The organism is Rhizobium sp. YS-1r, assembly GCF_000757525.1.
GTDB classification, from domain to species: domain Bacteria; phylum Pseudomonadota; class Alphaproteobacteria; order Rhizobiales; family Rhizobiaceae; genus Neorhizobium; species Neorhizobium petrolearium.
The window spans coordinates 406,089-425,968 of record NZ_JPYQ01000001.1; the positions used below are offsets into that span (position 1 = coordinate 406,089).

The 19,880-nt window shown below is 55.3% G+C and carries 14 protein-coding genes; 2 read left to right on the plus strand and 12 right to left on the minus strand.

Annotated elements, in window-relative coordinates:
• Positions 1–106: 106 nt before the first annotated feature.
• The 6 genes from JL39_RS01890 to JL39_RS01915 all read right to left on the minus strand — a co-directional run bounded on the left by JL39_RS01890 (position 107) and on the right by JL39_RS01915 (position 7,189).
• Complete coding sequence (locus tag JL39_RS01890; protein WP_244446814.1) at positions 107–1,378, minus strand: polysaccharide biosynthesis/export family protein; 1,272 nt, start codon at positions 1,376–1,378, stop codon at positions 107–109.
• 5 nt (positions 1,379–1,383) lie between these two features.
• A complete protein-coding gene (locus JL39_RS01895) occupies positions 1,384–3,540 on the minus strand; it encodes a polysaccharide biosynthesis tyrosine autokinase (protein ID WP_037145560.1) in 2,157 nt (718 codons plus the stop codon).
• Between the two features lie 48 nt (positions 3,541–3,588).
• Positions 3,589–4,359 (minus strand): response regulator transcription factor, encoded by a 771-nt coding sequence (locus tag JL39_RS01900; protein WP_081952650.1) that lies wholly within the window; start codon positions 4,357–4,359, stop codon positions 3,589–3,591.
• Between the two features lie 108 nt (positions 4,360–4,467).
• Positions 4,468–5,121: a PIG-L deacetylase family protein gene (locus tag JL39_RS01905; protein WP_037145561.1), complete on the minus strand. Its 654-nt coding sequence runs from the start codon at positions 5,119–5,121 to the stop codon at positions 4,468–4,470.
• Positions 5,118–5,930, minus strand: coding sequence for a glucose-1-phosphate cytidylyltransferase (locus tag JL39_RS01910; RefSeq protein ID WP_037145562.1), 813 nt, complete (start codon positions 5,928–5,930; stop codon positions 5,118–5,120). Before JL39_RS01910 ends, JL39_RS01905 begins: the two co-directional genes overlap by 4 nt.
• On the minus strand, positions 5,927–7,189 hold the full coding sequence (locus tag JL39_RS01915) for a class I SAM-dependent methyltransferase (RefSeq protein ID WP_244446815.1): 1,263 nt from the start codon (positions 7,187–7,189) through the stop codon (positions 5,927–5,929). The genes JL39_RS01910 and JL39_RS01915 overlap by 4 nt, the downstream gene beginning before the upstream one ends.
• Positions 7,190–7,511: 322 nt before the next feature.
• On the opposite strand from JL39_RS01915, the gene rfbC reads away from it, so the two are divergent.
• A complete protein-coding gene (rfbC, locus tag JL39_RS01920) occupies positions 7,512–8,063 on the plus strand; it encodes a dTDP-4-dehydrorhamnose 3,5-epimerase (protein ID WP_037146077.1) in 552 nt (183 codons plus the stop codon).
• Here the strand turns inward: rfbC and JL39_RS01925 are convergent.
• The 4 genes from JL39_RS01925 to JL39_RS01940 all read right to left on the minus strand — a co-directional run bounded on the left by JL39_RS01925 (position 8,050) and on the right by JL39_RS01940 (position 13,148).
• Positions 8,050–9,336 (minus strand): DUF4910 domain-containing protein, encoded by a 1,287-nt coding sequence (locus tag JL39_RS01925; protein ID WP_227705861.1) that lies wholly within the window; start codon positions 9,334–9,336, stop codon positions 8,050–8,052. The two genes, rfbC and JL39_RS01925, sit on opposite strands and share 14 nt — an antisense overlap.
• A gap of 64 nt (positions 9,337–9,400) precedes the next feature.
• Positions 9,401–10,474: an SDR family oxidoreductase gene (locus JL39_RS01930; RefSeq protein WP_037145566.1), complete on the minus strand. Its 1,074-nt coding sequence runs from the start codon at positions 10,472–10,474 to the stop codon at positions 9,401–9,403.
• Between the two features lie 110 nt (positions 10,475–10,584).
• Complete coding sequence (locus JL39_RS01935; RefSeq protein ID WP_052182587.1) at positions 10,585–11,991, minus strand: glutamate-1-semialdehyde 2,1-aminomutase; 1,407 nt, start codon at positions 11,989–11,991, stop codon at positions 10,585–10,587.
• A gap of 371 nt (positions 11,992–12,362) precedes the next feature.
• Positions 12,363–13,148, minus strand: coding sequence for a response regulator transcription factor (locus JL39_RS01940; RefSeq protein ID WP_227705864.1), 786 nt, complete (start codon positions 13,146–13,148; stop codon positions 12,363–12,365).
• A gap of 615 nt (positions 13,149–13,763) precedes the next feature.
• On the opposite strand from JL39_RS01940, the gene JL39_RS01945 reads away from it, so the two are divergent.
• The gene (locus tag JL39_RS01945; protein ID WP_244446816.1) at positions 13,764–17,324 is read left to right on the plus strand and encodes a chemotaxis protein CheB; all 3,561 of its coding nucleotides are present in this window, start codon (positions 13,764–13,766) and stop codon (positions 17,322–17,324) included.
• A 16-nt stretch (positions 17,325–17,340) separates the two neighbouring features.
• Here JL39_RS01945 and JL39_RS01950 read toward each other — a convergent pair whose 3' ends face one another.
• Both JL39_RS01950 and JL39_RS01955 read right to left on the minus strand, forming a co-directional pair.
• Positions 17,341–18,330, minus strand: a complete 990-nt coding sequence (locus JL39_RS01950) for a glycosyltransferase (protein ID WP_052182589.1) — start codon at positions 18,328–18,330, stop codon at positions 17,341–17,343.
• A 4-nt stretch (positions 18,331–18,334) separates the two neighbouring features.
• Positions 18,335–19,819 (minus strand): oligosaccharide flippase family protein, encoded by a 1,485-nt coding sequence (locus tag JL39_RS01955; RefSeq protein ID WP_152601005.1) that lies wholly within the window; start codon positions 19,817–19,819, stop codon positions 18,335–18,337.
• Positions 19,820–19,880 lie beyond the last annotated feature (61 nt).

A 19,880-nucleotide genomic window follows, 5' to 3' on the forward strand; every position in this document is an offset into this window, starting at 1 on the left:
AAATGCGAAGAGCGCTCTCGATCAGGCCTGAGAGCCTGGCCGTGAGCGCCCGCGACGCAGACACAGCGCACGCATCCGGAGGATGCGCAAAGGACGCGGAGCTCTTTCAGTTCATCTTTGCGATACTCTTTGAGGCGGAGAGAGAGCCGGATGGGGCAAGGCTTACGCGAACGACATCGCCGGCCTGTATGCGCGTATGCTCTCCCGCCGCCATTTCCCTATATTCGCCGCTGACTGGACGTACGACTGAGAATTTCGTCTCAATCATGTCTTCGAGACTGCTCACGCGCCTTGCCGTCGCGCCGATCTCGGCGATTGTCTGCAAACTGAAAGCGATTTTTTTCTGCAGCCGGATCATGTCGAGCTCGATGTCCCTCAATTCAGTGGCCGCATCATTATGGCGTTTGCTTTCAAGTTCCAGGATTCGTCGTTCGACTTCGTTCTTGTTCTGTTGCGCGCGAGCGAGGAAGGAACTTGATTCAAGCAACTGCTGGTTCATTGCCAGCAACTCCCGTTTGCGTTCCCTGAGAGCGGATTGGGAGGCGGCTCCCCGTGTTACGAGCTCTTCCGAGGCATTGACATCGAGCCCCAAGAGATCGAATTGCTCATTGCGCAGGGAGGCGCTCTTTTCGAGAGTATCGATTTCCTGGATAAAGTTCTGCCGCTGCCCTTCCAGGTTGGTCTTTTCGTCCTGCATGACCGACAGCCGGAGCTTGTAAAGGCTTCGCTCCGCATCGACGATCTTCTGAACGACGGCAGGATCCCTGGTCAATCCGATTTCGTTGGTCTTGTACTCGAATTCAGCATTGTTCAGCTCTGCCTCCAGTCGAACGCGCTTGACGTCCTGGGACAGCAACTGCAGCGACATATCCTCGTATTCCTGTTGCGCAGAAATGAGTTGGACGCCGGACATGTCCGTTCGCGCCGTCGGCTCGCGCAATCCACCGCCGAGTGCAAACAGTTCCAGCACGGTCATGCCGGGGCGGTATTCGTACTTTCCGGGTTTCTGAACATCGCCGACAATGAAGATAGGCGCATATTCCTTCACGGCGACGGCAACCGACAGATTGGCCAAATGCTTTGCGAGATCCTGGCCGATCTGGGTGCCGATCTGGTCAACGGTCTTGTCGACGACCTCGATGTTGCCAAGGATCGGATAGCCGATGGTGCCTTCCACGCTGACCGGGAAAAGGCCAGTCAGGCCGTTATCCCCATAGACGGATATCATCAACACATCGCCGATGGCGACCTTGTAGGCCGAGATCTCCGAGGCCGATACTTGCATTGGCGACAAGAGCAGGATCAGGAGCAGGAGGGTATTCTTGAGCCAGGATCGCCGTTGCGGATATGAGTGTCGGGCGGGACGCGTGAATCGCATGTTCTTCACCTCGTATTCGAGACAGCGATTGGGGGACGGGGATTGTATGCCGGCTTTTGCACGGCCTGGTTTTTGGCCTTGAAGCTCATGATCCAACGTGACCGGCGCCGCTGTTTTTCTCGATGGACACCGTTGAGAATGATTCCGATGATATGCCTGCCCGCCACGCGAAGCTTGATGACTGCATTCTGGATGATTGCGCTGTCGGCAGCGTCTTTTCTGGCCACGAAGGCGACAGTGTCCGCGAGGGTTGCAATGCGCAGCAGATCAAGATCGTGCGACGCCGACGGCGCATCGATCAGCACGAATTCATAGCGTTGCCTCATGTCCGAGACGAGAGCGGCAAATCCCTTGTTGCCAAGCATGAAATCCGGTGGCGCGGCGTCCGCGTGCGCGACAATGACGTCCACGGAAGAGGAGCTATCGTGTTGGACGACATCATCGAAGGGAATCTCACGGGCAATTGCGCGTCCGAAGTTGGGCAAGGGCTGAATTCCGAACTCGCGGCTAAGCCCCGGATTGCGCAAATCCGCATCGATTACGACCAGCCTGACACCGCTCAGGGCCAGTGATCGGGCCAGGTTCGCGATGACGAACGACTTGCCTTCGTGATCAGTGGACGATGTAAACGCAATGACACGGGTTCTGTCGTCGGACAGCTGTATATACGCCTGAAGCTCCGCTACGGCGCTGTAGAAATCGGCAGCGCCGCTACTGAACTTGTCGAAGCTATTCCTGAGCATGTTGGAAGGAACGCGCGGTATGCGGCCGATTACGGCGAGGCCTGTCCTCTGCTGAAGGGAGGAAATGGATCCTATCGACCGATCCGTGAAGTTCAGGACGAAGGCGGCAGCCAGGCCGGTGCTCGCTCCCAGTAGAAGCCCCGCCAGGCCCCAAACCGTCGCGTCCGGGCTGGTTGGCCTGCGGCTCGGCATGGCACGCGAGATGATTCTCGCTTCGGCAGTAGCAATGCCATCCTGTTCGATGGTTTGCTTGTAGCGCGTAAGATAGGTTTCGTAGATCGTGCGGTTTGCAGTGGCTTCCCGGTCGAGTTGAGCGGATTGGACGAAAGCCATGTTGGCTGCGGATATGGCCTCTTGCACTTCGTTGATCTTGGCCTCAACTTCATCCTGTTGTTTTTCATTCACCTCGATCTCGTTGCGCAGGCTGCCGATGATCTGGGCAATCTCCTGCTCGACCTGCTTCTTCAACGAGGCGAGCTGGGAGGAAAGCTGCGGCAGCTGGGCGTTCATGCGTGCACCGCTTTGGTCAATTTCCGCAATGGCCCTGACCACGCGGGCCTGCTCGGTACGCAGGACCTGAATCGTGGGTGATGAAAGAACCTCGGTCAAACCGATTCCGTCACCGCTCTTTTGCACTTCCAAAGCAGTTGCAAGACGGGCTTTCGCCCCGGCAAGCCTTGCCTGCAAGGATGTCAGTTCGACATTCAGCCCTGAAAGTCGCTGTGCCTGCAGTGTGACGCCGCCGGCGTCAATCAGCCCCGATTTCTCGCGGAACTCCGTTGCCACCCTCTCCGATTCTTCAAGCTTGGTGCGCAGGCTGCCAAGGCGTTCTCCCAGCCATTCGCTGACCCGACGTGTCGCGGTAGTCTGAAGGTCGATCTGGTAGTCGATGTAAGCTTCGCCAAAGGCATTGGCGACCATTGCCGCATAAGCCGGGTCGCTTGCATAGTAGGAAATGTAGATGGTGTAAGATCGTCCGTCGTTGATGACGCGCACGTTCTTCATCAGATCGTCGATCATCTTCCGAGTTTCGGCATCGTTGGGAAGAGAGTCCGGTTCGTTATATAAGCTGGCGTATTTGCCTTGCGGGCCGTTGACCGGAGTGGCCTTCTGGAGGCTCATGAGAACCCGTTCGGCCATCAATCTGGATCCTATGATGTCAAGCTCCGTGCGCAGGACCGGGCTTTCCTGCGGCAGAGGCGAAACGACGGATTCAGTTGGCAAAGCCTGGAGCTTGCGGACGTCGAGTGCAAGAATTGCCTCGGACTTGTATCGCGTAGGGCTGTGAAAATAGCCGAATGCGGCGATGGCGAAGCTGGCGAGCATGCAGAGGAAAATGACCTTCCGGCGTTCCCAGATGATCGAGAGGAAACGAGGGATGCCATCCTGCTCATTAGGAGGCGACGACGACTGGATCATTGCGATACCTGCTGTAAACCGTATTCCGATATGCCTCAAAACATGCGGCTAGTGTTCACACACCACCATATCGCCGATCTTGCAGGCCACCTCAGTTCGATTGGTTGCGCCAAGCTTCTTCATGATATTGCGGATATGCACTTTGATCGTGCTTTCACAAAGGTTGAGCTCCGAGGCGATATCCTTGTTCGCCTTGCCGCAGCGCAGCGCCTGTGCAATGGCGGATTGCCGATTTGTGAATTTCATGGCCGGCATAGTTCTGGGCGACGAAACGCCGAGAAGATCCCTTATATTGACGATACTGCTTGCCGGGATGAACTTGCCGCCGGCGATCGCGAGGCTTATCGCCTGAATGCACACATCTATGCTGACGGAGGTCGGTATATAGCCGCGAACACCGAGCCCGATTATGTCCAGAACCGTGTTGATATCCTGATTGTCCGACAGGACCACGACCGCGGCCGGGGCCACCGCCTCCACGAGTTCGGCGATCTCTGCGACCAGCTGCTGGTTGCTGGCCGCGCAATTGCCGGCGTTGAAAAGTACCGCCGAGGGTATGCCGAGATCCGCTCTCGCTTCCTGCCATTCCTGAAGATCGGAAAATGTGAAGACCCGTCGGTTGATATGATGGCAGTTGAGGCCATGTGCTAGGCATTCGCGCTCCAGCGTTCGCCGGTCTATGAGTGTTATGTATCCACTTTCCGTCCGGCACCGAAGGTCGACCTGCGGGCTCTCGATGTCGTCTTGTCGTAGTTTTCCTCGCAGCTCATCGTATTTGTCGAGCCGAGCAGAATTATAAATCCCATCGTTCTCTATCATCGCTACGTACTCCCCCTTGTTGTGACATCAGATATTTCAGACGAACATGTGCTCTCTTCTTTCTTGACCGATCGAAGGCCCCCCCTCCGATCAGCCTTTTCATTGAACTCAGACCAGGACAAACTTCCTGACGGTAAATGCCTCTGCAAAACGGGCCGGCGCACGACATTCCATGCCTCTCAGGCGGGCCAGGCCTTTGAACGTATCCGCATCGAACCAGTCTTTGGACCTTTGTGTGCCGAAGTGCTCCAGGAGAAGCGCGACCTTCATGTTCAAGGCATCCTCAGTCAGCGGCACGTAGGTGTTGCGACTGCAGAAATCCCCATCCCACTTCGGAATCTCGTATTCCATTACGAGATGATCTCGAAACACGTTGGTCGTTAACTCATTGATCTCCCGATGATCCTGATGGGCATCCTCACGGCTGTGCGTGAAGATCACATCCGGATCGATCTTCTCACGCAGAGCCAGGAGCCAGGACTTGATCTCGTTGCTTTGGCTCGGGAAGAAGCTGTCCCGAAACGATCCGAGTTCGATGGAATAGGACGCCGCTTTCCTCAGAAACGCTTCGGCAGAGTTCCGCGCTTCGGCCGCGCGTTCCTTCCCACCGCTCAACACGCACCAGTGCACGTCGAGTTGCACGCCCTCCGAAAGCAGACTTAGGATCGTGCCGCCGGCGCCGATCTCAATATCGTCGGAGTGTGCTCCGACACAAAGCACGGACAACCGATCGCCGGGTGCGGCCAGACATATCCTTTTCATGGGATCTGTACCGCCGCCTGGGGAGCCATTCTTGTCGTGGCATTGCGCCTTATCCAAGGCATATCACCACGCTCCACCATGGCTTCCAAAGTTTGCCAGTCGCGAAGCGTATCCATGGATCGCCAGAAGCCCTCATGCTTGTAGGCCATCAGTTTGTCTTCGGCGATGAGACGGGCGAACGGTTCCAGGACGAGTTCCTCACCGTCACGCATGTAGTCGAAGATCTCTCTCCGCATCAGAAAATAGCCGCCGTTGATCCACATGTCGGACGTCTCGGACGATCTGAACTCCTTGACCCGTCCGTTCTCCTCGATATCGGCAAGGTGGTAGGTGAGAGGAGGACGCACCGCGAGGAAACACGCAATCTTGTCGCTTTTTTCAAACCGCTCGATCATGTCATCGAGATCGACATCCGTCAGGCCATCGCTATAGTTCGCCAGGAATATCTTTTCGTTGTCGAGGTGATGGCGCACCGCCCACAGACGCTCGCCAATATTGCGCCAGATGCCCGTGTCGATCAGCGACACACGCCAATCTCTGGGCGGACCCTCGAGCATCTCGACCCGTCCGGAGCTCGATATGATGCAATCACTATAGCTTTCCGGCCTGCTGTTGAGAAAGAAGTCCTTGATGGTGCTCGCCTTGTAGCCAAGGCAGAGGATGAAGTCGTCATGCCCAAAGCTGGAGTAATATTCCATGACATGGCGCATGATGGGTTGGGAGCCGAGCGGGATGAGGGGCTTCGGGACGCTTTCCGAATATTCGCGGATGCGTGTGCCTCTGCCGCCGCAGAACAAGACGACCTTCATTGTCCGAGCTCCTTCGGATCGATGACGGAGACGTCCGGTATCGGGATCACGAACTTGCCGCCCCAATTGCCGATGTCCTTCATCTGACTGACGATTTCACCCTTGAGATTCCAAGGCAGGATGAGAATGTAATCCGGTTTGGCACGCTCGATCTCGCTGACGGGCTTGATCGGGATATGCATGCCGGGGGTGAAACGGCCGTGTTTGTAGGGGTTCCGATCCACCGCGAAATCGATGAAATCCGTGCCGATGCCGCAGTAGTTGAGCAGGGTGTTGCCTTTTCCGGGCGCGCCATAGGCGCAGATGGATTTGCGCATCTCCTTGAGACGTATGAGGAACGACAGGAGGTTTCGCTTTGTCTGCTGTATCGCGTCGTCGAATGCGGTGTAAGTTTCAATCTGGTCGAGCCTAGCTTCGCTCTCACGGCGCCGCAATGCGTCCACCCGGGGCTCACGCTGCCTTAGGCTGGAGGCATGGGTGAGATAGACTCGCAGGGACCCCCCATGGGTGGGCAGTTCCTCCACGTCAAACACCTTCAAATCATGCCGCTCAGCCATTTTTTCGATGGTCAGAAGCGAGAAGTAGGAGAAGTGCTCGTGATAGATCGTGTCGAACTGGTTTTCCTCGATCAGCCTCGCGATATGCGGGAATTCGAGCGTGATCACGCCCGATGGCTTGAGCAGAACCTTCATGCCGGCAACGAAATCGTTGAGGTTGGGCACCTGGGCAAGGACATTGTTGCCGATGATGAGATCGGCTTGCCGTCCTTCTGCTACCATCTGCTTTGCCAATGTCTTGCAGAAGAAATCGGTGATGGTCGGAACACCCTTTTGTACCGCGACCTTCGCAACATTGATCGCTGGTTCGATGCCGAGAATGGGAATATCTTTCTTCAGGAAGTGCTGCAGCAGGTAGCCGTCGTTACTGGCAATCTCAACAACAAAGCTATTGTGATCCAATGCAAACCGCTCGATCGACGCTTCGCAATACTGCTTCGCGTGCGCAACCCAGCTATCCGAGTACGAAGAAAAATAAGCGTACTCTTCAAATATATCCCGCGGTTCGACATATTCCTGGAGCTGGACGAGGAAACATTCACTGCAAACGAAAGCGTGCAGCGGATAATATGGTTCCATGTTATTGATAGCCCCTGCAGGCACAAAACTTTCGCAGGGCGGCGACATGCCGAGATCGGCGAATGTATGTTGGAGTGGTGAGCCGCATAGCCGGCACAGCCCCACATTTTGCGCAGTATCCATGCTGAAGGAAACTTCAGTCCCGCCATTCATATCGTCACCCCCGTTTACGTATATTAATTGAATGTCGTTTTTATTATTGGAAAGACTTTATTACGGAAGGACGGAGGAAGCGATATTGTATTCCGATGTAGGGTATCATCCAAAAGATGTATTAGACATCTGTCTTTTAGCGATCTTATCAAATGGTTGTAGTTTTTCAGTTTTGTGATCACATTTGGGGGGCGGTGGCTAATACAACTTATAGATCACTTTGCGGGATGAGCGGGGTGAAGGAAAGTCATTGGTCTGAGGGATGGGGATCACGTCCGCTGCGGAGGTAGCAATGCGGTTTGTCAGAACGAAAATTGAAGGTCTTTGGCTCATTGAGCCCGAGCGGTTCGTTGACCAGCGCGGCTCTTTCGCAAGGACGTTCTGCAAGCAAGAATTCTCTGACCACAACCTGGCGACCGACTTCGTTCAGCACAGCATTTCCATATCGACACTCAAACACACGCTGCGTGGACTTCATTTCCAGAAAACACCGCATCAGGAGACCAAACTGGTCTCCTGTGTAAGGGGAACGATCTGGGATGTGGCGGTGGATTTGCGCCGCAGCTCTTTAACCTACCTGCATTGGGTTGCCGCGGTACTCTCGGCCGAGAACGGATTGCAGTTCTACATTCCCGAGGGATTTGCGCACGGTTTCCAGTCGCTTAGCGGTGACGTCGCCGTTTCTTACATGATCTCAGCACCATATGCCGCAGATAGTGCCTGTGGCATACGCTATGACGAGCCTGCGATCGGTATCAGCTGGCCGGCAAAGCCATCGGTGATTTCGGAGCGGGATCTGAGCTGGCCCAGATGGGCCATGTCCGACATTTCTACTGTTCTGTGAAGCCCAGGTTCGCAATCAGTCCGACTTCCAGAAGCGCGGCGGCCGCAGCGGCGATCTCCGAAAACGGCATCTTCGATCTTTCCGAAATGTCCAGCAACGAGTTGTGTCCATCAGAGAGATTGAGCACCCATAGATATGCCAGGGTTCGGTCGCTGTTGGTCTTGTGTCCTCCGATGACGGAGAAAAGCCCGTACTTGCTCAATTGCGGCTCTCCCTTGGGAGAGAGGTTCAGAGGTGTCCAGTTCCCTTCCAATGCATCGATCATGTCCTTTACCATTCGGAAGGAGGTTCCGAGATGTTCCGGACGAATGAAATCAAGATTGTCAGCTGATGTATGATATTCGGGAAAGGTGCCGAATGCACTTCTCTGCAGAAGGCCCACGGGAAGATCGAAACCCGGCGAACAAAACTGTCGCTCGTCATATCCGTAGGGACTGAAGTCCTTGATGGTGAGAGGGATACTCTCATCTCCGCAACGCGTGCAGGCGGCAATGCGATCGATCATCGTATTGCCTCGCCGGCTTCGCTTGTAGTTCGGAACCGCGCCGTCTCCAATGCAGGACAGAACGAGGCCGTGAGCTATATCCGAAAGACGATGTTCGTTATTGGCCAGCCAGGCGAGCGAACCGATGGTTCCCGGCGCGAATATGAAACGATAGCTATAATGCGTGCTGGCCGCCTTCATGTACGCGGCGAGGCATGTAAGCAATGCCAACCCGGAGCAATTGTCGTTTGCGAGCGACGGATGGCAGATGTGTGCATAAAGGAGGACTTCCTTTTTACTCGCCCCCGCGTGAAGATATTCGCCATAGACGAGATGGCCCGGCCGCTTTTCGGTATCGATGACGACGTCGTAGACGTCATCCCGGAGTTTCAAGAACTCCCGGTGCGCCATGCAGAAGCCCCAGGCATCGGTGTAGTAGGCGGTCTTGTAAGGAATGAGGTCCGGCTGTGCCGGCAAGGTATAGATATGAGTTTTTAGCTCCGCCAACGGCATAACGCGCCGTACCGGAATGCTGTAGCTCATGAGATGGAGGTTGGACGCCGAGAAATCGATGACTTTCCGTCCGCTGGAATCCTTCACATACGCGTCTCTGACAGTCCATTCGTCGGGAATCGTCCAATCGAAAACGCGTATGCCGCTCGGAACCTCCCGGCACTCGACATCGATATAATCTCGCATGATGCGGATCGTATCCCTGACGCCCTTGCCCGTGATGCTGCGGCATATCGGAAAGAGCCGACAGGCGAGCATGTAGATCGCCTGTCCCATTTCTCTGTCATTCCGGGAAGCCGCGGATGAGCCGAGCGTTTTCCCAACGCTATCCATGTCGGCCTCAGATTCCGGCTGCCGCAATATGGGTGGCGGGTTCCGGCATCCGCCGCGGGCGTCGCAGATTTTCATCGATCTCGTGATCACGGATAAGCTTTTGAATCTGGCCGATGCGCTGATAATGCGGGCCTTCAAACTCGGCGAGCGTGAGGCCGGCGCTCGTATAGGCCTTGTAAAGCTGCGCGGCGCCGGCGGCCGCGGTCCAGGTCGGTTTGAAAGCCGGGAGCGTTCGCTTAATCTTACCGAAATCCACGCGATAGGAACGGGTATCCGGACTTGCGTCACTTGCATATTGCAGGCGGCATCCGGGAACCGTCATGGCGACGATCTCGGCGATCTCCTTGATCTGATAATTGTGTGCGTCCTGGCCCACATTGAACGCCTGATTGCGGACGTCGTCAGCCGGTGCCTCCAGCGCCGCCAGAAATGCGCGCGATATATCCTCGATATGAACGATCGGACGCCATGGCGTGCCATCGGACTTCAGCAGGATAAGCTTTTCGGTCACGGCCCAAGCCGTCAGATTGTTGAGCACGATATCGAAACGGAGCATGGGAGAAAGCCCGTAGGCGGTCGCCGGCCGCATGTACACGGGGCAGAAGTTGGCGTCGGCAAGGCCTGCGATTTCCTGTTCGGCGAGAACCTTGGAGATGCCATAGGCCGAGACGGGTTTCAGTTCCGCGGTCTCATTGACGAAGCCTTCGCCGGCTGCGCCATAGTTGCTGCAGGACGAAGCAAACAGAAAGCGCTTCACACCGGCTTTCTTGGCAGCGACCGCCGTGCGGACGCTGCCGCGGTAGTTGATTTCGTAGGTTATGTCCGGATTGAGATTACTCAGCGGGTCATTGGAAAGTGCGGCCAGATGGATGACCGCCTCAAATCCCTCGAGGTCGGCTTGTGTTATGTCGCGAACGTCCTTGCACACGCCCGGGACCCTGGGCAACTGCCCTCCGGGAAAGTAGGTGCAGCGATGGTAGAATTCGCTGTCATACCCGTGAACCTCATGGCCCGCCTTGAGCAGCATGGGCACCATGACCGAGCCGATATATCCTCTGTGGCCGGTAACCAGAACTCTCATTGCCGTTTTCCTTCTCAGCAGCTCTTGACGCGGAGAAGCGTATCGCCTCGACAGGCAGCGTTGGACTGAGGAAACCGGTCGCTGCAGGCATGCGATTTGATGATGCAATCCTAGCCGCTACGTCTTTCTGATGATCTCAGAGCGGTTGGCGCAGCTGGCGCTGGCTCCGGGTCGTGTGCGACCGGCGATTGTTGGTTGAAGCGCCGGAAGACGACATCGGAAGGTCTCCCCGTGAGATATTTCTCGACGCCATGTTCCAGTGCTTTCTTGTAGATGCCGAGCGCTCCATCGATAGCGCCAACCGTTCTTTCTATGTCGTCGTCCATGTGTGTATAGCTGACGACCAGCGACGGGGCGAGAAGACCGCGGCGTATGGTTTCCTGCAGGAAGAGGGAGCGAAAGGCCTGGGAGGCTTTTCCTTCTTCATCAAGGGTCGAATAGGTGAGGCAGGCCGGATGACCGTGGACGCTAAAGTGGTTTGCAAGCCCATGGCCTGCGGCGACCTGATTGACCGCTGCCCGTAACAGATTTCCCTGGCGGACGAGATGCTCAACGACGGGTTCATGTCGATAGACGTGCATGGTGGCGATAGCCGCCGCCATTGCGTGGGTTTCCGCACCATGGGTCGTCGAAAGCAGAAATACGCGCGGCTTGGAAGTCTGCTCGATACCGCCGCGTTCCATGAATTCCCGCTTTCCGGCAAGCGCGGAAATGGAAAAACCGTTGCCCAGCGCTTTGCCGAAACACGACAGATCCGGAACGATACCATAGGCTTTCTGTGCGCCGCCGGTGTGCCACCGAAAACCGGTGATCATCTCATCAAGAATGAACAAGGTACCGTTTTCATGACATAGTCTTTTCAGCTCGTGAAGGTAATGGTCCTTTGGATCTTCTCCGCGCGACGCTTCCAGGATGAATGCTGCGATCTGGCCCGGATATTGGCTGAAGAGACTGCGCGCGCTCTCCAGATCGTTGTACTCGAAGCCGACTGTAAGAGACTGAATCGCTTTTGGAATTCCCGCATTCATCTCGGTTGTCCCGATGAACCAGTCATCGACCGAAAAGAATGGGTGATCGCTGCAACGGGCGATGAGATCCCGTCCCGTGACCGCCCTTGCAAGGCGCATGGCCGCTGACGTCGCATCCGAACCATTCTTGCAGAACTTGACCATCTCGGCGGTTGTAATCGTTTCCAGAAATGCGGAGGCGCAATCGATCTCGATCCGGGACGGACGCGTGAAATTGCAGCCTCGCTCCAGTTCCGCTCTGGCCGCATCGACAACGTGGAAATAGGCGTGGCCGAGGCCGACAGCCCTGTTGCCCATTCCGTACTCGATATATTCGTTGCCATCGACATCCCAGACGTGGCAGCCATACCCTTTTTCGATGAAGCCGGGGGAAAGGATGGGATATTGATCATCTCCCTTCGCGTAAGTGTGGGCACCGCCAGGTATGAGCTGGTGTGCCCGCTTGCGAAGACGATCAGAGTTTTCAAAATTTTGGATCAGGTTTTCCATCTATTAGGCCCCCGGTTGCGATCTTCGAATGACGATTAATACCGTATCCGGGCTGCACGTTTTCATTCCACCATTTGACGGGCCGGCTCGATCGAAAGGTTTAGGTTATGCATTCATGAACCGGATCGAAAACGATATGAGCGGATTTCATTGGCCACGAAGAGCAAATGAGCTGACAACGCCTCTGTTTTTGAGCCCGTTGCGACAACGAGCCGGTCACAGCAGATCGTTCTCTTCCGAGGGGCAGATGGCGTGCGACCGGCGCATACCCGTCAATTATGCGGGGTGAACCACCAAGATCTATCGAGGCGAGCACGCCTCAGACGAGGATCGACCGCGCCTCCTTGATAGAGAAGCCAGAATAGGGATTTCTACTTAAACAAATCGGATATCTTGAAAATGATCTCCGTCCTGTTTCTGGCATGCAGCTTTTTCATGATATTCCGGATGTGGACCTTGACCGTGCTTTCGCGGAGATTGAGCTCATAGGCAATGATCTTATTGGGCTTTCCGCGTGTCAGTGCGTCGATCACATCGGCTTCACGTTGTGTGAACATGGCTGTCCGGCGCCGCTCCTTGTCCTCGGCTACAACGAGCAACTGACGAAGGTCATCCGGGTTTTCCACCGAGATAAACTTACCTCCCGCCAGAGCCAGTGAAATGGCGCCGACGCAAACATTCAACCCGATCGCCGAGGAAATGTATCCTCGGACACCGGCTTCAAAAGCCCGGAGAATTTGCCGGAGGTCACGATTTTCCGCCAGAATGACAATAGGTAGTTCCGGAAATTCCGAAATAAGGCGTTTGAGATCATTTATAAAGAGATCGTCGCAGACGTCGTTCCGGCCGATATTGATCAAAATGCCGGCGTGCCGGGATTCTGCGGTGTTCCTCCACATATCGAGCGACGAGAACAGTTCCACATCCATCCCGAGCCCATGAGCAATCAGACTTTGAGCCAGGCATTCACGGTCTAGCGCTCGATCATCGATAATCGCCAGTTTAGGTGTCTCTGTGTCGGGCATTTCGGAGCCGCGCATCGAATTGGCGACCACCCTAAATCGCGCCGCGTTCGGCATATAGCCATAAGTAGGGATTGCTGTTGCCACTTTTTTCCCCCTTCCAACCCTTATTTCCAGCGAAAGTGCTGGATTCAAGTAAATCTTCGGCTTCACATAATTGTGATCCCGTTGAATTTTTTATTATATTTTAACTCTATTAAATAAAAACTTGCAAATGTAAACACAATACTTTCGTTGAGGTGATTTTTCCGATGTTTGCTTAGAGCTGAGGCGCTACGCGATGCTTCCGACTTGGTGCACAACGTGCCCAGGCACTCTCTCATGGCAGTAAGCTACAATGGAGCGACGCAAGTGGAAAAGCATCGGAAAATACCTAATTCTTCGTATACCTTCATTAATACGACAAAAATCGGGGGCGCGGAATTGCATCAAAATAGGTAAGAAAACGTGAAAAATTACTGGCTTGATCCCCTGCTTAATTATTTGGGCAATGCCCTACAACTTAAGGGTATATCCCTTTTGGGGACGTATCTAGGTAATATATCGAAACCGAAACTATATAGAAACCTGGCCGAGCCGCTCGATTTCATCGGAAACCGCGGCTGAACGGAGGAGCCTGAAACAATCCAGGATGGCGTCTTTTACCATCGGAGTTGGTCATCACCGAACCCGCCAGTGACAACATGATCTGGAAACCTAAGGAACGCTCGCCGAACCGATGAAGTCCTCTCACTTCGTCGAGGCTGCCTTATGGACAATCAACTGGCGCCGGCGGTCCTTCATCAAAACAGCAAGCGGGAAGTAAGTATGGTGAAACGCCGCTTCAGTCGAAGAAGAAAGGCGCGGCGATCCGGCAGAGATTCGGACGAACCGTTACGTGGCCTCGCGTCGAACCCGATAACCGGCTTCAAGGTGGTTGGCATAGGCGCATCCTCGGGAGGGCTGAATGCGGTCAGCTCGCTTCTGAAAGCCTTGCCCCACCGGACCGAATGCGCATTCATGCTTGTGCAGCATCTCGATGCGGCTCACCAAGGCATGTTGGCCGAATTGCTGTCGGCTGAGACTTCATTGAAGGTGCTCCAGGCAACGGATGGCATCGTCATCAAACCCGAGCATCTCTATATCATTTCGCCGGAACTCTACATGGAGGCGGAAGCGGGCAGGCTTCATCTCGCCCCGCCTCATACCCAGGGCGATGCGCGATTACCATTTGATTTCCTGTTGTATTCCCTGGCGCGCGAATATGGTGCCCGCGCGGTTGCAGCCATCTTGTCCGGTACCGGGGCTGATGGCTCTGCCGGGATCGCCTCAATAACGGATGCCGGCGGCCTCGTCGTCGTACAGGATCCGCAAGAGGCCGAGTTCGACGGTATGCCGCGCAATGCGATCAGGTCGGCTACAGATCCGGTCATCCTGCCTGTTGCAAGGATGCCGGAAGCAATCCTCAACCGGACACCTATGGCTCCAGCAAACCTCCGCGCTCGATTGGCGACCCGTCACGAGCGCCCATTCTCACCCTCCGGAAAAGGTTCCTTGGCTGAAGCCGTCTCTCGGGTCTTGCTTGATCGTTATGCTCCAGCGGCGCTTCTTATCGATCGGCGACATGAATGCCTGTACTCGACCGGCTTAATGGCTAAATTCCTCAATGTCGCGCCAGGGCCTGCATCTCACAATCTTTTCGCCATAACCCCCAAGAGACTTCATAGAAAACTCAGATCTGCGATCCAACACGCGACGGAAGACCGAAAGCCTTTCGTCGCAACAGGAGCAATGATCGAAAACAACGGCGACAAGATTCATTTCAGCATTCACATCGAGCCACTGATCGACCACGGGGAACACTATTTTCTGGTTTGCTTCGTCGAGGATATTTCTCCGGACCATGGGATGGAGCGGCCGCAGGGCGCACGTGCAGATGATGCTCGCGTTGCGGAGCTTGTGGCCGAGCTGGAGGAGACGCGGGCCGAATTGCAGGCCGCCATCCGGAACCTGCAGACCGCAGGCGAGGAGCAGCAGATCATCAATGCAGAAGCTCTCTCTCTCAATGAGGAATACCAGGCGGCAAACGAAGAGCTCGTAACCTCCCAAAAGGAATTGCAGTCTTCGAACCAGGGGCTGGCGTCTGTCAACAATCAGCTCCGGGAGGCTTTGGAGAGCCAGCGGGCAATCTCGAAGGATCTCGAGAATATTCTCAACAGTACAGACATTGCTACGCTGTATCTCGATAACGAATTGAATATCCGCTTTTTTACGCCTGCAACCCGGTCTCTGTTCAACATAATATCTTCCGATGTTGGGCGGCCGCTTTCCGATTTCACGACAATGACGGATGATGGGACGTTGCAGACCGATGCGCTCGACGTCCTGAAAAGTGAGGGGGCGGTCGAAAGAGAGATCAGTGCGCGCGACGACCGCTGGTACATCCGCCGGATAAAGCCCTACCGAACCCAGGAAGGCCGGATCGAGGGGGTTGTGGCTATCTTCATCGATGTGAGCATTCAGAAGCAGATACTGCAGGATAGAGAGGCGGCGAAGAGATCCGCGGAGCTCGCCACTCAAGCAAAATCTCATTTTCTGGCTGCCGCCAGTCATGACCTTCGTCAGCCTCTGCAGACACTGAAACTCCTCCAGGGGCTGTTGGAGAAAATGGTCAAAGACGAGCAGCCGCGAACACTTGTACTGAGGATGGAAGAGACGCTCGCCTCGATGTCGGGCATTCTCAATACGGTTCTCGACATGAATCAGATCGAAGCCGGCATGGTGCAGCCGAAGTTTGAGAGCTTTGCAATCACCAATCTCCTGGTTCGGATGCAGAAGGAGTTCTTCTACCCCGCGCGTGCAAAAGGACTCGAACTGCGGGTTGTCCCTTGCGGGCTGGCGGTACGCACGGATCCACGTCTGTTGGAGCAAATCCTCCGCAATCTCATGTCGAATGCGCTCAAATACACGCTGAGCGGAAAGATCCTTCTCGGATGTCGTCGGCATGGCAGCAAACTTCGGCTTGAAGTCTGGGACACCGGCATAGGGATTCCCGAAAATCAGATCGAAAAGATCTTCAACGAATACCATCAGCTCGACATGCCCATTCGGGGCAGAGACCGTGGTCTAGGGTTAGGCCTTTCAATCGTTAAGCGTCTGAGCGATCTGCTCGGATCGAAGATTTCAATACGATCACGGCTTCAGAAGGGATCGGTTTTCTCGATCGAGATCGATCGCGCTGCTATCGACCAACCTCTGGTGGCGTTGCCTTCGTTGGAACTTCGGGCGGAAAGGCCTCAAAACTCTCCAGTGGCATCAATCCTTATCATAGAGGATGAGGATGCAATGCGAGACTTGTTGAGAATGGGGTTGGAGCAGGCCGGGCATACCGTCGCGACCGCAACTAACGCTTTCGAGGCGGTAACCCTTGTCAAACAGGGACGCTTCATACCGACCTTTGTCCTTGCCGACTACAATATCTCGTCGGCAATGGACGGCCTCGCGACGATTGAGAACATACGCAATATCCTCGGGCGTCGGATTCCCGGATTGATACTGACAGGCAACATATCGAGCAACGCACTCAAAAAATATGCCCAGCACGATATCCCGCACCTGAACAAACCCGTGAAGCTGAGGGAGGTCATTCAGGCGGTCGATGACCTTCTTGCGCATTCCGACAAGGGGAATGCAACAGACGACAGTCATGCCGCGAGGTCGGACGCCGCTCTCAGTCCACTGATCGAAGTGATCGACGATGAGCTAGGCGTTCGGGAGAGTATACGTACTCTCTTCGAGGGGATGGGCTGGGCAGTCCTGACTTACGCCAGTGCAGAAGAGTTCCTGGCCGGCTACGATCCGGACAGACCGGGCTGCCTTGTGCTGGATGCCTATCTGCTCGGCATGAGCGGGCTTGAACTGTTGCGCATATTAAAGGAAAGACAGCATCGTTTTCCCGTCATTGTCATCACCGGTCACAGCGATGTGCGCATGGCCGTCGATGCGATGAAGCACGGGGCGGCGGACTTCATTGAGAAACCTTTTTCCCTTGAGGATATTCAACGGAGCGTCACAACGGCGCTCGAACAGGTGCGCGATACAAATGACCGTTCCGGCCGCCGTGACGCGGCCCGTACCAAGCTCGCTGCCTTGACGCGGAGGCAGCGGCAGATCCTGGACAGAATTATCCTCGGACAGCCGAACAAGATCATCGCTGCAGAGCTGGGATTGAGTCAGCGGACTGTTGAAAACCATCGGGCTTCCATCATGCGCAGAACCGGCTCGTCCTCTTTTCCCGCCTTGCTGCGGCTTGTGGTTATGGCAGAGGAATAGTGTCGGGCCGCATGCATCAATGAAAGCGGCGTCTGAAAATTTCCGGCCATCCTGAAAGAAGAAATCTTATGCGGCGACCGGCGTCGGGCCGATGCAGAAGATAGCCGACAGGTGGCAGAAAAGCCTTAAGCGGTGAGATGCGAAAAGCCAGCCTCAACAATTTGAAAGCCTCGATATCTCCCCGGAGAAGGTGAGAGATGCCGGACCAGTAGGCTCGGTTTGCAATACCCCGCCGGGCCAGCTGCCGCATTGCGTCACTGCCCACCATGTTCTTTCCTTCATGGCTGAAGAAGCTCTCGGCAGCCGCGGCCGTATGAAGGATGTGCTGTATCTGGCGCGACGCAAATGCCTTGGAGCGGTTGTTCGCATGTGACCGAATACCGGCCTGGACACATCCAATCTCGGCTACTGAGCCATGCAACGCCAGCCGCAGCCAGATTTCATAGTCGTCGCTGTGGGGTAAGTCAGTGCGATAATGGCCGACGCGCTTCTGGATGCTCGTCCTTACGACGACAGATGATCCGGGTATCTGGAACACTCCCATCCTGCAGAAGCGTTCGATGAAGGCTCGACCTTCGTGAAGTTCGAACGGCGTTGGATAGGGTTGAGGTGGAATCCGGGGAATTGGCGCGTCGTCTTCAACAGCGACGTCCAGTCCATAGCAGAATGCGATCGACGTGTTGCGCTCCATGAGGTCGACCGCGCGCTTTAGAGCTCCGGGGACGAGAAAGTCATCGGAGAACAGCAGCAGGAAATAGTCGCCCTGGGCCCAATCCACGCCCTGATTGAAGGAGGCATGCGTTCCCAGGTTTTCCTGGCGGAGAATAAGCTCGACACGGTTGTCGTGGGCGAGCGATCGTGCGATCTCCGCGCTGTCGTCCGTCGATGCATTGTCGATAATCAGGACGCGGACCTGGACCTCTTCCTGATTCAGGATGCTTTCCACGCAGGTGCGCAGGTATCTTCCGTAATTATAGTTGGGTACGACGACGTCAACGGTCCTCATCTGTCTATGCTCTCAAGGCCGGAAAGTGTCGGCGCAGCCACGGCGCTGCGTTTGACAGCGTACGCAGGATCAACCGAATTTCCGTCAGAAATGGATGATTTGCGACAATCACGCCCGGGAGCCACCCTGCAGCGGCGGTCAAAAGCATCAGCCCGAAATGCAGGAAGTTCATCTGAAGGTTCCACCCGTTGAAGGCAAGAAACGCCAGCGGTCCCATCAGGGAAAAAAAGGTGACGACGACGCTTGGAAGAATTGCCGCCATCAGTTCCGCGAATGTAAATCCCAGGTGTTTCCTGGCAAAATATAGAGAGATCAGCATCTGTGCGGGTAGCGAGATGAATTGGCTTGCTGCCATGGCCGTGATGCCATAGGTGCTGGCCCCGCAGAGCAGGACCAATGCCAGGCAACGGCACAGGAAACCGGAGAGAAACGCGTCACGGTTGTGCCCGAGTGCAAGCAGCAGCGGATTGGTGACAACGACTGCGAACCAGAAGACTGCCGCAAGCGAAAGAAGTCGAACGAGCAGAATTGCATCACCCCATTGAGGCCCGAGAATGAGATCGACGATGGGGGTGGCTGTCAGTGCGATGAGAAGTACGCCCGGCCAATAGAGTCCTGACAGATAGCTGAGCGTATTGAGGTAGGCTTTCTTGATGTTTCCGCCCCCTCGTACGCTGGCAGCCAGAGCCGGAAAGGCCATCGCATAGAAGGCCGACATGACGATCCTGTCGGGAATTCCGCACAAGGTGTTGGCTCGATTGTAAAGACCGACAGAGGACATCGATATGATCTTGCCGAGGATCAGCTGCGGAACAGTTTCATAGATGCGATCGACTGCCTGAGAAGCTCCCTTGAAACGCCCGAACGCAGCCACCGTCCGCCAGGATTCCAAACTCGGCCGGCATATAAGGACGAGAGAATGGGGAGAGACAAAAGCAGACAAGCCGGCGAGCGTGATTGCGCCGGCGAGCGTAGCCCATGCATAACTGATATAACCGAAACCGAGAAATCCCAGCAGGATCGTCGACGAAGCGGAAACGAGCAGGGCGGCACTGCGGATTTTGGCGAGCACGCCAAACGCCATATTACGCCGCAGGGTTGCGACAATCGGCTGCGAAACCACGTCGGCGAAGGCCGACATCATGATAAGAAACAGAAATAGCGGCAGTTCGGGTGAATCATAAAACTGCGCGATCTCGTTTGAGATGATCAGGATTCCAACAGTGATCAACACGGTGAGCACAAAGAGCATCGTAAAGGAGGTTCGGAGATCCTTTTCCTCGATCTGCGGCCTTTGAATGAGAAATTCCGGCGTCACGAATTCTCGCAGCGACAGGGCGATCGCGCCAATACCAATACCCGTCACCGCGTGCCCGATGGCATCAGGCGTCAATAATCGTGCCATCGCGGCCACGACTGTGATGTTGATAGCCAGGCTCAGATACTGCTCTATCGACGACATAATGAACGCGCGGCGAGGGGTACTCATGTGCCGCTCCGAAATCCGGTGAACCTTGCGATCCAATGGAGATAGTCGGTTCTTTTCCTGT

Coding starts and splice junctions, on each gene's coding strand:
- JL39_RS01915 (WP_244446815.1), bottom strand. CDS start 7,189: ATGGATACTGCGCAAAATGTGGGGCTGTGCCGGCTATGCGGCTCACCA.
- JL39_RS01945 (WP_244446816.1), top strand. CDS start 13,764: ATGGACAATCAACTGGCGCCGGCGGTCCTTCATCAAAACAGCAAGCGG.
- JL39_RS01925 (WP_227705861.1), bottom strand. CDS start 9,336: ATGGGACAGGCGATCTACATGCTCGCCTGTCGGCTCTTTCCGATATGC.
- JL39_RS01930 (WP_037145566.1), bottom strand. CDS start 10,474: ATGAGAGTTCTGGTTACCGGCCACAGAGGATATATCGGCTCGGTCATG.
- JL39_RS01935 (WP_052182587.1), bottom strand. CDS start 11,991: ATGGAAAACCTGATCCAAAATTTTGAAAACTCTGATCGTCTTCGCAAG.
- JL39_RS01895 (WP_037145560.1), bottom strand. CDS start 3,540: ATGATCCAGTCGTCGTCGCCTCCTAATGAGCAGGATGGCATCCCTCGT.
- JL39_RS01890 (WP_244446814.1), bottom strand. CDS start 1,378: ATGCGATTCACGCGTCCCGCCCGACACTCATATCCGCAACGGCGATCC.
- JL39_RS01910 (WP_037145562.1), bottom strand. CDS start 5,930: ATGAAGGTCGTCTTGTTCTGCGGCGGCAGAGGCACACGCATCCGCGAA.
- JL39_RS01900 (WP_081952650.1), bottom strand. CDS start 4,359: ATGATAGAGAACGATGGGATTTATAATTCTGCTCGGCTCGACAAATAC.
- JL39_RS01905 (WP_037145561.1), bottom strand. CDS start 5,121: ATGAAAAGGATATGTCTGGCCGCACCCGGCGATCGGTTGTCCGTGCTT.
- rfbC (WP_037146077.1), top strand. CDS start 7,512: ATGCGGTTTGTCAGAACGAAAATTGAAGGTCTTTGGCTCATTGAGCCC.
- JL39_RS01950 (WP_052182589.1), bottom strand. CDS start 18,330: ATGAGGACCGTTGACGTCGTCGTACCCAACTATAATTACGGAAGATAC.
- JL39_RS01955 (WP_152601005.1), bottom strand. CDS start 19,819: ATGAGTACCCCTCGCCGCGCGTTCATTATGTCGTCGATAGAGCAGTAT.